The sequence below is a fragment of the Burkholderia sp. 567 genome (assembly GCF_040545115.1).
GTDB lineage: Bacteria > Pseudomonadota > Gammaproteobacteria > Burkholderiales > Burkholderiaceae > Burkholderia > Burkholderia ambifaria.
In genome coordinates, this window is the sequence record NZ_JBEPLG010000009.1 from 336565 (window position 1) to 350534 (window position 13970).

The 13970-nt window shown below is 64.9% G+C and carries 8 protein-coding genes; 4 read left to right on the forward strand and 4 right to left on the reverse strand.

The window, feature by feature from the left end; all coding sequences use genetic code 11:
* Positions 1–36: 36 nt before the first annotated feature.
* The 4 genes from ABIC50_RS25910 to ABIC50_RS25925 all read right to left on the reverse strand — a co-directional run bounded on the left by ABIC50_RS25910 (position 37) and on the right by ABIC50_RS25925 (position 10860).
* A complete protein-coding gene (locus ABIC50_RS25910) occupies positions 37–1218 on the reverse strand; it encodes a DesA family fatty acid desaturase (protein WP_354167799.1) in 1182 nt (393 codons plus the stop codon).
* 103 nt (positions 1219–1321) lie between these two features.
* Positions 1322–1540 carry a YMGG-like glycine zipper-containing protein gene (locus ABIC50_RS25915; protein ID WP_012365720.1) on the reverse strand — a complete coding sequence of 73 codons (219 nt, stop codon included), beginning with the start codon at positions 1538–1540 and terminating at the stop codon, positions 1322–1324.
* Between the two features lie 181 nt (positions 1541–1721).
* Positions 1722–10349, reverse strand: a complete 8628-nt coding sequence (locus tag ABIC50_RS25920) for a GH36-type glycosyl hydrolase domain-containing protein (protein WP_354167802.1) — start codon at positions 10347–10349, stop codon at positions 1722–1724.
* 61 nt (positions 10350–10410) lie between these two features.
* A complete protein-coding gene (locus tag ABIC50_RS25925) occupies positions 10411–10860 on the reverse strand; it encodes a type II toxin-antitoxin system HicB family antitoxin (protein ID WP_175663595.1) in 450 nt (149 codons plus the stop codon).
* Between the two features lie 342 nt (positions 10861–11202).
* Between ABIC50_RS25925 and ABIC50_RS25930 the strand changes: the two genes are divergently transcribed.
* The 4 genes from ABIC50_RS25930 to ABIC50_RS25945 form a co-directional block, all read left to right on the forward strand.
* A complete protein-coding gene (locus ABIC50_RS25930; RefSeq protein ID WP_006752257.1) occupies positions 11203–11406 on the forward strand; it encodes a hypothetical protein in 204 nt (67 codons plus the stop codon).
* 127 nt (positions 11407–11533) lie between these two features.
* Positions 11534–11737, forward strand: coding sequence for a hypothetical protein (locus ABIC50_RS25935; protein WP_354167805.1), 204 nt, complete (start codon positions 11534–11536; stop codon positions 11735–11737).
* Positions 11738–13098: 1361 nt separating this feature from the next.
* Positions 13099–13392 carry a hypothetical protein gene (locus tag ABIC50_RS25940; protein WP_175743500.1) on the forward strand — a complete coding sequence of 98 codons (294 nt, stop codon included), beginning with the start codon at positions 13099–13101 and terminating at the stop codon, positions 13390–13392.
* Between the two features lie 122 nt (positions 13393–13514).
* A partial coding sequence (locus ABIC50_RS25945) for a hypothetical protein (protein WP_354167808.1) occupies positions 13515–13970 on the forward strand: 456 nt, incomplete at its 3' end.

Here is a 13970-nt window from a genome sequence, read left to right on the forward strand (position 1 = left end):
GCCGGTCCCGCATGGCAGGGCACCGGCGTGTCACGATTACGCATACAGGCGCAGACGCATCGAGAAATCGGCGATCGCCTTGATGCCGCTCTGCTCCGCGCAACGGCACCAATCCTGCAACTGAGCCAGCAATTGCTCGTGCGATGCGTGTGACCGCGTCCATAGCTCGAGCAACGCCTCGTACATATCCACGTACACGCGTATTCGCCGGTTCGCATTGGGGCTCGTCAACGCACGCAGATCGGGCTTGTCCCGATGGCCCCAGGCCTGGCGCAGCCAGCGTTTCATGCCGAGCGCGAACGCGCGCTTGTCGTCGCGGCTCATGTCCTTGATGCGGCGCAGTTCCCGCCGGCAGGCGGGTTCGAGCATGCGCGCATAGGCGGCCACCACCGCATGCCGATTGCGGATGACCGCTTGCAGCGTTGCGTCGTCGATCACTGCCTTGTTCGGCAGCGGGCGTGGCTTCGTTGCGACTCGCCGAACGGTCGCCAGTCTCAATGCTGCCAGCAGGCGGATGTACAGCCAGCCGATGTCGAACTCGAACCAGCGGTTCGACAGCCTGGCGGACGTCACGTATGCGTGGTGATTGTTATGCAGTTCTTCCCCGCCGATCAGGATGCCCAGCGGGAAAAGGTTGGTACTCGCATCAAGCGTCGCGAAATTCCGATAACCGCTGAAGTGGCCGCAACCGTTGACCACGCCGCCAGCCCAGAACGGAATCCACATCATCTGGATCGCCCACGCCGCCACGCCGGGCAGCCCGAACAGCCCGACGTCGATCACGGCCAGCAGCCCGACGCCGAGGTTCGGATAGCGGGCATAGACGTGGCGTTCGAGCCAGTCGTCCGGCGTACCCAATCCATACCGGCGCAGCGTTTCCTCGTTCCGCACCTCCTCCCGGTACAGTTCCGCGCCGCGAAGCAGCACGGTCGCGAGGCCGCGGGTTCGCGGGCTATGCGGGTCTTCCTGCGTCTCGCTCTTCGCGTGATGCTTGCGATGCACCGCGACCCACTGCGGCGTCAACATACCGGTCGTCAACCACAGCCAGAACCGGAAGAAGTGGCTGACGCACGGGTGCAGATCCAACGCGCGGTGCGCCTGACAGCGGTGCAGGTACACCGTCACGCCGATGATGGTGACATGCGTGAGCGCGAGCACGACCCACGCAAGCTGCCACCAGGACAGCCTCAGCTCACCGTTCAGAAGAAATGCCGACATATCGGTCACACTCCGAGCCATTCTCGTATAGTGCACGCTTCGCCGTGACGGCGAGTGCGCCTGCCGATTCCCTTCCCTTCATCCGGCCGGCCTGTTTCCCGATCTATTTCCCGACCTGATTGCCGACAACCCCGCCGACGGCCGCGCCGCCAACCGTACCCAACGCGCTGCCGCCCGTCAGGACCGCACCGGCGACGCCGCCGACACCGGCCCCGATCACGGTATCCGTTCCACGGCGAGACATACCGCCGCAACCGGTCAGCACGACCATCGTCATGGTGACTATCGCCATCTCGACCGCCACGGAATGTAGCTTTCTCATGATTATCTCCTCGGGTTGCCGCTGCGTCGTCCGATCCGGCTCGAAGCACGGAAGCCCATGCGCTGACGTCTCGATGGAATTCGAAACATCGGTTCATGATGGGAGGTAAATCGCGCACAGTCCGTCCGCTAACGTACCGGCCCGAATGCCAACCTGCCGACTTCCACGTCCGCCTGCCGCTTCACAGGAGCACCGCCTGCGCGGCCCCCAGCGTCACGACCACGCTATGACGCCGACCGTCGTCCACGAGCCGTACCGCTGCTTCGCCGGCGGCAAGCCGCACGCCATCCACGACGACGCGGGACACGCCGCCGCAGACGTCGTCCGGATTCTCGACGACGATGTCGTAGTGCGACGCCCCGTGACGCAGCGTTGCCCTGAAGCCCGGCCAGGATCGCGGTATGCACGGTTGAATCGACAGCAGATCGCCCTGCCTGCGCAGGCCGAGCAGGCCTTCGACGCCCGCGCGATACAGCCAGCCCGCCGAGCCGGTGTACCAGGTCCATCCGCCGCGACCGACATGCGGCGCGACCGAATAGACGTCGGCCGCGACCACGTACGGCTCCACCCGATAGCGATTCGCGCCGCTGCGCGTGCGACTGCGATTGACCGGATTGAGCAGCGCGAACAGCTTCGCCGCGCGATCGCCGTCGCCCATTTGCGCGAACGCGAGCACCGACCACGTGGCCGCATGCGTGTACTGGCCGCCGTTTTCCCGGATGCCCGGCGGGTAGCCCTTGATATAACCGGGATCGACCGACGAACGATCGAACGGCGGCGCGAACAGCAGCGCCAGGCCATCGTCGCGGCGGATCAGCCGCGCGTCCAGCGCGTCCATCGCCTGCGCGGCGCGCGCCGGGTCCGCCGCGCCCGACAGCACGCTCCACGACTGCGCGATCGCGTCGATCGAACATTCGGCGTTGCCGGCCGAGCCGAGCGGCGTACCGTCGTCGAAGTAGCCGCGCCGATACCACTCGCCATCCCATCCCGCATCGGCAAGCGCGTCGCGCAACGCGCCGGCGCGCGTCAGCCAGCGCGCCGCCAGCTCGCCCGAGCCGCGCGCCGTGGCGAGCGGCGCGAACGCCGTGAGCGTCGCATGCAGGAACCACCCGAGCCACACGCTTTCGCCCCGCCCGGCCTCGCCGACCCGGTTCATCCCGTCGTTCCAGTCGCCGGTGCCGATCAGCGGCAGGCCATGCTCGCCGAAATGCGCCAGACTGGACTCCAACCCGAGCGCGCAATGCTCGAACAGCGACGCGCTCGTTTCCGAGATGCGCGGAATGAAGAACGCGTCCTGCTCGTCGGCGGCCAGCGCCCGCCCGTCGATGAACGGGATCGACGCATCGAGAATCGCCCGGTCGCCGCTGACGTCGACGTAGTGCGCAACCGCATGGGCGAGCCAGACGCGGTCGTCGGAGATTCGCGTGCGTACGCCGCTGCCGCTTTCGGGCAGCCACCAGTGCTGCGTGTCGCCCTCGGGAAACTGGCGCGCCGCCGCCCGCAGCAGATGCTCGCGCGTCAGGGCCGGGCGGGCGACCGCGAGCGCCATGCCGTCCTGCAACTGGTCGCGAAAACCGTACGCGCCGCTCGCCTGATAAAAGCCCGCACGCCCCCAGATCCGGCACGACAGCGTCTGGTACAGCAGCCAGCGGTTCAACATCAGATCCATCGCACGATCAGGCGTTTCGACCTGAACGGCGCCGAGCGTCTCGTCCCAGAACGCCGTCACGGCGGCGAATATCGCGTCGAGATCGGCCTGACGGTAATGCACGATCAACTGCCGTGCCGCCGGCGCATCGGCGCCTTCGCCGAGCAGCAAGACGATTTCGACGCTGCCGCCGGGTTCGAGATCGACCGTGGTCTGCAACGCGGCACACGGGTCGAGCCCGGCGCCGACGCGGCCCGACAACGGCGACGCGCCGGTCTTGCCCGGAAAACCGGCGGGATCGCTCAGGACTCCATTGCGGCCGATGAACTCGCGCCGGTCCGCGCTCCACGAGGTTTGCAGGCCGCATAGATCGGCGAACGCCACTCTGCCGCGATACACCTGACTCCAGTCGTTGCGGGCAAACAGCGCGCCGGTGGGCGGATCGATCTCGCTCGCGGTGTGCGGCGCCGAGGCGCTGCGCGGCGCACCCAGCGCCCACTCCGCATAGATTGCGACGGACAGCCGGCGGGGCCGGTCCGACAGGTTGCGCAGACTCAGGCGGGAAATCTTGACAGGATCGGCCAGCGGCACGAACTGCAGCAACTCGACGGCGACATCGGCCGCGGAATGCGCAAACCGGCTGTAGCCCTGGCCATGACTCGCCACGAAAGCGGTCGCGCTCGGCGCGTCGTCGCCGATCGAACCCGCCTGCGGCCCCCAGCGCACGCCAGTCTCGTCGTCGCGGATGTAGAACACTTCGCTCGGCGGATCGGTAACCGGGTCGTTTGACCACGGCGTCAGCGGATGCTCGCGGCTGTTCGTCACCCAGGTATAGCCGCCCCCCTCCGCCGACGTCAGGAAGCCGCACGACGGATTCGCGACGACGTTGACCCACGGCATCGGCGTGCATTGGCCGGGCTGCAGGATCACGACGTATTCGCGGCCGCCGTGCGCGAAACCGCCGATGCCGTTGAAGTATTCGAGACGCTCGCCGGCCTGTGCGCCTTTCGGCGGCGGGATCACGGGGGGCGGCAGCGGCGCGCGCGCGGCATCCGGGCGCGCGGGCAGCGGCGAACCCGCGAGGCGCCGCAACTGGTCCACCAGCCGGCCGTTGCGCGCGGCGAGCACGGCCCGCGCAACGGCCGGAAACAATGCGCGCGCCGCCACCGCCATCAGGTCCTCGCGCAGGACGAAAATACTGCCGCGTCCGGCTTCGCCAGGGGGCTGTCGGGGCCGCACCAGCCCCTCGAGCGCCACCTGCAAATCCTGCACATACGACGCCGCGCGCTCGTTGATAATGACCAGATCGACCTCGAGCCGCTTCATCCGCCAGTACTCGTGCGCGCGAATCAACTGCCGCACCATGGCGATGTGCTCGATGTCGTCGATCCGGACAAGCAGTATCGGCAGATCCCCCGATACGCCATGCGTCCATAACGGCGACGCGCCCATTCCGCCCGCCGCTGATACCGCCGCCGCATGGCGCAGCAGTGCGGCGGAGCCCGGCCGCATCGACGCATCGCTGTAGAGCATGTATCCGGCCAGCTGCTGGAACAACGCGGCCTCGTCGAGGCTCACCGCGCTGTGCCGCAGTTGCACCTGCGCCTGCGTCCACGCGAGCATCGCCGCACGCGCGAACGATTCGCCGTCGCGATGCTTGTCGACCAGATCGAGCAGCTGCGCGCGCGAATCCGCGACGATGGTCCAGTAAACGATGCTCGCCTTCGCGCCCGGCTCGATGCGCAGCCGATGCCGCAACGTGAACACCGCGTCCAGCACCGCGCCTTCGGAAGTACTCAGCGCACGCCGTTCGGTCAGCGCAAGCGGCAGGCGAACGCTGCGTCCGCGTCCGATGACACGCAGGCGATCGGTAGCGAATTCTTCCGCGCCGACGATTTCGCCGGCAGTCACCGCCAGATGAGCGGCCCAAACTTCCGCCTCGCTCGGCGCGCGCTTGCGGCGCGTCGCCAGAATTGCGCCGGACGCCGGCATGTACTCGGTCTCGATGAACAGCTTCGAGAATGCGGGATGCGCGTGATCGGCGGTTGCGGGCGCGAGCACGATTTCCGCGTACGACGTGAATTCGATCATGCGCGGCCGGGTGCCCGTATTGGCCACCGACACCCGACGCACCTCTGCGTCGTCCTCGGCTGACACCACCACCTCGACCGACGTCGTCAAGGTGCCGTCGCGACGCACGAACTCGGCGCGATCCTCGGTGAACGTCACCTCGTAGCTGTCCGGTACCACGCCGGTGGGCTGCCACGTGGCCGACCAGACGTCGCCGTTCTCCGCGTCTCGCAGATACAGATAGCTGCCCCAATCGTCGCGCGTCGCGTCCTCCCGCCAGCGCGTAACGGCCAGATCGTCGCGACGGCTGTAGCCGGACCCCGCGGCCGTGAGCATCACCGCATAGCGGCCGTTGGACAGCAGATGCGTGACGGGAGCGGGATCGTTCGCGGACAGCAGGCGCCGCGCGACGCCGGCATCGATCCCATGCATCCTGCCGGCGGGGCGTGCGTCGACCCGCGGCCGCCCTGCCGCGACCCGGCCCGGCACCCGCTCCTGCAACAGCAGCTCGGTGGCGCGAACGGCCGGTTCCGCATGGAAGAAGGTGCGAATGCGCCCGCCCAGCAACGCATTGGCGATCGACACGATCGACATGCCCTGGTGATGCGCCATGAATGCCCGCACGATGGCAACCGGCATGCCTTCCGGCACGCGCGCAGGCGTGTAGTCGAGCGCTTCGTAGAAGCCGAAGCGTCCGCACGCGCCGGCCGCGCGCAACCGCTCGAAGTTGCGCACGGCGGCGTCCGGCGCGACCATCGCCGCGAGCGCGGTCGCATAGGGCGCGACCACCAGGTTCTGGTCGAGATCGCGCTTGAGCCCCAACTCCGGCACGCCGAAGCTCGAATACTGATAGGTCAGCTCGATGTCGCGCGTGTTGTACGCCGACTCGGACATGCCCCACGGCAGCCGCAGCCCGTCGCCATAGGCGATCTGCCGTCGCACCACCAGGTGATTGGTACGCGCGAGCAGGCTGCTGTCCGGCGCGCGCATCACGAGCGACGGCATCAGGTATTCGAACATCGATCCCGACCACGATATCAGCGCCGCGCCATGCCCGATCGGCGTCGCCAGGCGGCCTAGCCGGAACCAGTGGCGCGCCGGGACATCCCCTTTCGCGATCGCGACGAAACTCGCCAGGCGAGCCTCCGACGCCAGCAGGTCGTAGTTGCCCGGATCGAGCTGCCCGTCGGCCACGGCGTAGCCGATCGAAAGCAGGTTCCGCACCGGGTCGAGCAGAAAGCCGAACTCCATCGCATAGGCCATCTGCAACGCGGAATCGGCCAACACCTGAAGACGCTTGTTCAGCACGTCCGCTTCGTCCGGCGTGCGCGTCGCGTCACGGCAATGCCCTTGCACCACGTGCTCCAGCGCCTGCGCCCAGAACAGCACGTCGTCGACGTCGTCGCCCCGCACCCGGCCGATCTCGTCCATCAGCGCACGCGCGACATCGGCGACCGTCGCGGCGAGGATCGTGATCGCGGGCCATTCCGGTGCAGCGCCCTCCCCGGCCGGCGCGGCGAGCGTCTCCTCCAGCTCGGTCGCGGCCCGCTCGAACTCGCCGTGCAAGGCCGTCCGGGCGTCGCCATCTCGGCACACGGCCTTGCACAACAGCGCCAGCGTATCGCCGATCCCTTCATGCGCGGCCTGTCGTCCCACGCCAGCGGGCTGCTTCGCCCACGCTCGGCAACAATTGCCGAGCGCGATCAGGTGCCCGGCGAGATTGCCGCTGTCGACCGACGACACATACCGCGGCTCGAGAGGCCGCAGGTCGCGCGTGTCGTACCAGTTGTAGAAATGGCCACGATAGCGCGACATCAGCCGCATCGTCGCGAGAGTCGCCTCCAGCCGCGACACCGCGTCCAGCGTGCCAAGCCAGCCGAACTCGCGGGCGCTGACGGCGGACAACAGGTACAGCCCGATATTGGTGGGCGAAGTCCGGTGCGCCTCGACGGGCTTCGGGTCCTCCTGGAAATTGTCCAGCGGCAGCATCTGATCGTCGGCCGTCACGAAAGTCTCGAAATAGCGCCAGGTCCGGCGCGCGTCGCGCCGTAGCTGGCGCGCACCGTGCGGAGCCACCGCCAGCTCGCCCGCCGGCCGCGGCGCGCAACTCAGCCAGTAGGCGATCGCGGGCGCCGCGAGCCAGACCAGCGCGAACGGAGCGGCCAGCCAGCCCGCATGACGATCGAAGCGCCAGCCCACCAGCATGCTGGTGACCGCGGCAAGCAGTGCGAGCGTCACGCCGCCGCGCATTTGCAGATAGGTGAGCGTCAGGGTCCGCCGGTCGCGCGCGCCGGCTTCGGCCGCCGTGGTCCATTCGAGCAGGTGGCGACGGCTGATCCCCACGCGAAACAGCGTGCGCGCGATCGCGTCGCCCATCGACCATGCCTGCTGCGGCAGCATGACGACCGACAGGCCGAACCGCGTCAACGCGAACTGCAGCTCCTCCGACCACGCATGGAGCACGCTGCGCGTGGTCATCTTGACGTGCGTGCGCCGCCAGCGCGGCACCAGCCCGCTCAAGACGGGCAACAGGAACGGCAGCGCGATCGTCACCAGCACGAACGCGCTCCAGGCAAACGACACGGGCAGCGGCAGCATCCATCCGGCCAGCAGCGCGACCAGCATGGCGGGCGCAGTGAGTGTACGGCGCAGGTTGTCCAGCATCTTCCAGCGGCCGACCGCCGTCAGCGGTTCGTGGCCAAAAATCAACCACGGCAGAAGCTGCCAGTCCCCGCGTGCCCATCGGTGCAGGCGTCCCGCCGCGACGTCGTAGCGGGACGGCGACGCCTCGACGACCTCGACATCCGACGCCAGCCCGGCCCGCGCGAAAATACCTTCGAACAGATCGTGACTGAGCACCGTGTTCTCCGGCACGCGGCCGGCGAGCACCGCCTCGAACGCATCGACGTCGTAGATGCCCTTACCCGCATAGGAGCCTTCGTCGAACAGATCCTGATAGACATCCGATACGGCCGATACGTAAGGATCGATGCCGTGCGCGCTCGACGACACACGCTGGAACAGCGACCCCTCGTCGCCGCTCGCGAGGGACGACGTGACACGCGGCTGAAGGACGCCGTAGCCTTCGACAATGCGCCGGCTCGCCGAATCGAATATCGGCCGGTTGAGCGGGTGCGCCATCTTGCCGATCAGGCGGCGCACGGTATCGCGCAGCAGCCGCGTATCGGCATCGAGCGTGATCACGTAGCGCACGTCAGACGGCACGCGCGGCGGCCCGCCTGCATGCGAGATGAACGTCGTGTCCGATGCACCGCGCAACAATCGGTTCAGCTCGTGCAGTTTGCCGCGCTTGCGCTCCCAGCCCATCCAGCATCGTTCGCCGTCGTTCCACACGCGCTTGCGGTGCAGCAGCAGGAAGCGCTCGCCTTCGCCCAGCGCCGCCGGATAACGGCGATTCAAGCGGTCGATACCCGCCGCCGCGGATGCCAGCAGCTCGTCGTCGCTGTCGGCGTGCGGCGTGGGCGCGTCCATCCAGTCGGAGAGCAATGCGAAGTAAAGCGCACCATCGGGGCTCGCCAGGTGATGAATTTCCAGTTGCTCGATCTGCTCGCCGAGCGCCGCTTCCGTCGTCAGCAGCACCGGCACGGCGACCATCGTGCGCAGGCCCGGCGGAATACCGTCGAGCAAGGCGAGCCCGGGCAGGATCTTCGCGCCGACATCGCGCATCACGCTGCGATTGACGAGCGCGACGGCAGCATCGAGCACGGGCAGCAGGCCGGCGAGGCCGAGCCAGATCAGCCAGTGGCCGGGCGGTTCGACGCGCGCGAGCCACACCAACATGCCCGCCAGCAGCAGCGCGACAATCAGCCCGATACGGCCGAGATAACCGCCGAGACCTGCGTGACGTGTCAGGCGCCGCAACCATAGCGCAACGGGCGGCCGATAGCCGATCTCCGCTTCAAGTGCGGCGCGCCCTTCCGCCAGCAGGTAGTAACCGGGGTCCGTCTCGCGACCCGGCGCCGCGCCGGCGGCCGACGCGCGGTTCGCGCCCTGCGCCGCCGCAGCGGCGACGACGCGGCGCGCGATCTCCCGTTCGCTGACGGGCGCGCCGCGCGCAAGCGTTTCAACCGCATCGCGATACAGGTTGCGCGTGGGGAAATCCATTTCCGCGAAGCCCGGGTGGCTGCGCAGCACCTGATCGACGAGGCTGATGCGCTCGAACAGATCGGTCCAGTCCACCTCCGAAATCAGCCGCATGCTGGTGATCACGTTGCGTACCGTCAGGCTGGCTGCGCCCTGCTGGTGGTTGACGGACGCGACGATCTGATCCGGCGTCGCGCCGCGCGCCGCGAGGTGCCGATGTAGCCATGCCAATACCGGTGCCATGGCCGGATCGTGATCGTGCAGCCGCTGAATCAACTGTACGGCGAATGCATCGTGCAATACGGCCTGCTCATAACGGGCGACGAGCGGCTCCGTCTCCTCCCGTGCCTGCCCGCGTTCGCCGAGCAGGCGATCCGCGAGCGCGTCGGCGTCGAGCCGCGCGCGCCGGTCGTCGATGATCTGATCCGCGAGCCGCCGCAGGTTTTCGATCAGCACGATCCGCAACGTGATCGCCACCGCCCACAGTTCGCCGATCGTCAGCGGTTCCACGGCCTGATACGCAAGCATGAAACGGCATAGCGCGTCGGGATCGAAACGGCTGTCGGTATGGGCGACGAATGACCAGTTGATCCCGAACACGCGCGGATATCCCGCAAACGGGCCGTTGCCGAGCTTGGGCAGTTGCCGGTAATAGCGCGGGGAAAGATCGTCACGGATCTGCCGCACCTGCTCCCCGACGAGATAGTAGTTGTCGAGCAGCCACTCTGCCGCGGGGGTGATTTCCTCGCCGCGGGCGTCCGCCGCTACCGTGTTCCGGTACGCCTTCAGCAGATGATCGGCGTTGTCCTTCAGCCGTGTGGCGAGCGACGGGCCAGAGGCCCCGGCGGGCAGCACCTTCTGCCCGCGAGCCAGGCTGCCCGCAAGCTGCGCCAGCCGCTCCTCGCCGAAGAACTCCTCGCGAATCGGGCGTGCATTGCTCCATGGCGATGTCCGGCGTCGCGAAACACGCGCAACGTGAATCTTCAACGCACCTTCTCCCGAATGACCACTCCATCCGCCCAGGCTTCACGTCCAAAGCGTCTCACCGTCAAGCCGCTTCCGACAGCGATTTCACGGTGGGTTCGGAACGCACCGCGACGTGCTGCGCTGATTGGTCGGCGTTCGCACACGCCATCGACACGAATGCATCGCGAGTCGTGTGCAGCGCGCTCGCCTTCAGGTCGATGTCACGCACAATGCATTTCGGTAGGCACAGCTCGATCCTCACGGAACTCGAGGTCATCCCGGTCAGGTCGATATCGAAGAACCGCCAGATTCCGTTACCCACGTCGACATCCGACGCCTGCAATATCGACATATCCGTGGTCGGCGGCGGTACAAGACGCGCGGAGCGGTCGTAGCAGGCCATGACCTGTTGCGCCGCAGCCACCAGCAACTCGTCATACGAGTCACCCGCCACATCGATTTCCGGAAAATCCGGAAGCGCGCCGCGATAGCGGGGATTCCCGTGCCGCGTGATATAGACCGGATATTTCATGACTCGCTCCTGACGGAAAATGCAACGAAAGTCATCATGCATTGCGGGGCTCGCCGAATCTGTACGCTGAAGAACAGTCTGCGCGGCATGCTCAATCGCGCTTGAAGCGCAGGGAGCCTGTATTCCCCATCGGTCATGTACGGCAGCGTACCGACTGCCGAAGCCTGCAGACGCATGGTGGTACTTCACGCGCAGATTGGCGATGATCGTAGACTTCATGACGAGGGGTACGTCGTGACGAACGTAGGCCGTTGCGCCCCCTATCGCCTGCGCGGTTTGATTCGACGCAAGCAGTACAAGCCTGAACCATGACGCAACGCGATTTCCTGACGGAGCCGTTTGATGAACGATCACCCGAAGCGAGAAAAAAATTTCCAGGACAACCAACAAGAACAGGCGGAGGCGCGCGCGACCGACGACGGCATGCCGGTCGTGGGTCCGCAGCGAAAAAACCGGCATCCCCTTTCGTGGAAAGCCGTCACGCGCAGACGATATATTTCCGATGCAAGGAAACGTCTCGGCATGGGTTTTCTATTGACGCGGTAACGTATCCCGTAGTCCACCTCCTCGCGCTCAAGCAGAACGAGGAGCCGCCCCAGCAAGGCGGATTGCGAAGCCGGCCAAACGCCGGCTTTTTACTTTGGCACGTCGCCCGTCAGGATAAACGGCGCGCGTGATGCCGCCCTATCAGCTGGCGGCCGACAGCATCGACGATGCCGTGCGCGGCGCTTGCCGATCTTGCGCATTGCACGCGACGAGTCGTGGCTCCATCGCCGCGTCCCGGTACGTCATCGTACAGATTCGCATCGCGATCCGGCGCATCTTCCGAATGAGCGCCCAAATCTCCGGTCCGCGGGCGCAGATCGATCATGGCTAATTCCAGGCCACCCCTCGTGTCACCATGGACATGGGACGCCTGTGATGGGAAACAAATTACTTTCCAAAAATGGAAGCTCATAGAACCCCTCGTCGAAACAGTCCCACGGAATCGGTTCTCTGCATCGCACAGTCCACGCCACACGCTCATCCAGCACCACCCGGCACATTCTTCCCGCCGCCGAGACAAATTTTTCGCATCCCGTAGCGATTCGAACCACCTCAACGACACGACCATTTAGGTTCGGCGCCGATTTGATATGAACAAGGAGCGCCCAGTCTCCAATTTTGATCGCCATGATGCATTCTCGCCTGTCCCTGCTGCACCGCACCGACTCACCGTGCATACACATATCGGCGACACTGCCGGACGGTCATGAGGACTGTCACCAACACCATAATTCCCGACCACCACGACATGTTCATGTCGACGAAAATCGTTCACGCCGCCTGACTGGCACGGACTGCCAAGGGAATCTCGTGTTCCGTATGTTGCAGAAATGAAATATGGCCCCAGTACTCGCCAGAAAATTCAGGCTAGACAGCGCGCTCCGGAAAAGTCCGGGTCGACGGATAATGCCTCGGATTCAAGCCTCGAGCCTGATCCAGCCTACGATCTTCGGCCAAGCTGCTACAGCAGGCAAACATCGCTTGCTTCTCGTGCACGCCCATTCGCGCCGGTACCCTATCAAAAGCCAGTAACGTGCCACGCCATGTAAGTTATTGATTTGTCTAAATAACAACTTGGCCAGATGGGGCCTTGCGCGACGCGGTGGCCGAAATGTTTCACGGTTGGTCAGCCACGACGCGGAAAGAAGTCACGGCAATTCCAGCGTCGTCATGTGAGCAAAGCGTGTGGACGAGCATCCACGCCGATGAGCCTTATACGCGCTTGATTCAAATCGGCAACAGCGCGACGCCCACAAAGGAAACACACCCCCTGCTCCCTTGGTGTCATGCGACTGCGCCCCCGTCAAAACTGGTCGCGTGTTCGAAAGCCCGACCACTAGTACTTGCTAACCATTCGCCCCCGTCGGCAAACGCAAGCGCTTCCCATCGCGGCCAAGTGCTCTCGACCCGGGCTATTTGTTCCACCGCGTTGACAGCAATCGTTCCCATCATGATCAGGTCCGTCCCTTTTCATGACCGGTTTCAAAAACCACGAAATCGATGCCAAGATTAATTTCCCGCAATGGATAAAATCATAAAATCCAAAACCGAAACAAATACGACCCCTCCTTGACAATAAAAAATAGAGAACTAATCTACCCTCATTGCTTTATCTGAAATTCCACAATATTCACAAAATGCCGTTCCACCCATCCGTTTAATTCAAAAAAAATTTACAGCCAGGATGCCATCATGAAATCGAACGACATACGGGGGCACACCGTCTCATGCAACTACAACCTCACCATTGCGCACGCCGACGATCCACTTGCCGCCCCGCCGCATCTGCCTTGCCATCATATTTCAGCCGAAATTGGCCTTATTGATACCAATACCCGAAACCATTCAAGCGGCCGTCTCATTTTCAGCCAAATTCACCCGAACACCTCCGCCGGGAGTCTGGAATGCTTATATCGTGCCGCACACCTCCATTACGCAAGTGACATCGAGCCTTCGCACGAAGTCGCTCAAAAAATAACCAATTAAGAAGTGGTTCTAATTTTCCATCGCGTTAAACAACCTTTATCGACTTTTTTGTAATCGCTTGTTTAACTGCGGTACCGCAGGTGATTCATTTTCATCAACGAATATTCACCAGGAGAGCAACAATGAGCTCACTAATTCACATTGATTTGCTGGAAGATTTGCTGCTCGTCACGACCAAGTATCTGGAACAGGTCGAGGACGTGGCGGATCAGATCGATCTGGCAATACGCTCAGGCAATGCACGCGCATCGCGGTCCTTTGCCCGAGGATTGCGAAGCGATGGCAGTCTGGTCGCACGTTTCGAGCGCGCAACCCGTTCCCTGCGCGACGATGGCCTGCGAGCGGAACGCAATGCACGCGCACTTCGCGACGAGGAACTGCACGCCGAGCTAGCTGACCGTGCCGCTCGCTCACCGCGCGCCGATCGCGCCTCACGCTCGCTGCGGGCAGATCGCGCTGCACGCTCGCTGCGGGATGAAGAGTTGCGCGCCGAGCTGGCCGACCGTGCGGCGCGTTCGCTGCGCGACGAAGAACTCCGTGCCGATCGCGCTGCACGCTCGCTGCGGGATGAAGAGCTG

What these genes read in the sequence shown, in the direction of transcription:
- ABIC50_RS25925 (WP_175663595.1), bottom strand. Translation starts at nt 10,860, where the DNA reads ATGAAATATCCGGTCTATATCACGCGGCACGGGAATCCCCGCTATCGC.
- ABIC50_RS25915 (WP_012365720.1), bottom strand. Translation starts at nt 1,540, where the DNA reads ATGAGAAAGCTACATTCCGTGGCGGTCGAGATGGCGATAGTCACCATG.
- ABIC50_RS25910 (WP_354167799.1), bottom strand. Translation starts at nt 1,218, where the DNA reads ATGTCGGCATTTCTTCTGAACGGTGAGCTGAGGCTGTCCTGGTGGCAG.
- ABIC50_RS25940 (WP_175743500.1), top strand. Translation starts at nt 13,099, where the DNA reads ATGAAATCGAACGACATACGGGGGCACACCGTCTCATGCAACTACAAC.
- ABIC50_RS25930 (WP_006752257.1), top strand. Translation starts at nt 11,203, where the DNA reads ATGAACGATCACCCGAAGCGAGAAAAAAATTTCCAGGACAACCAACAA.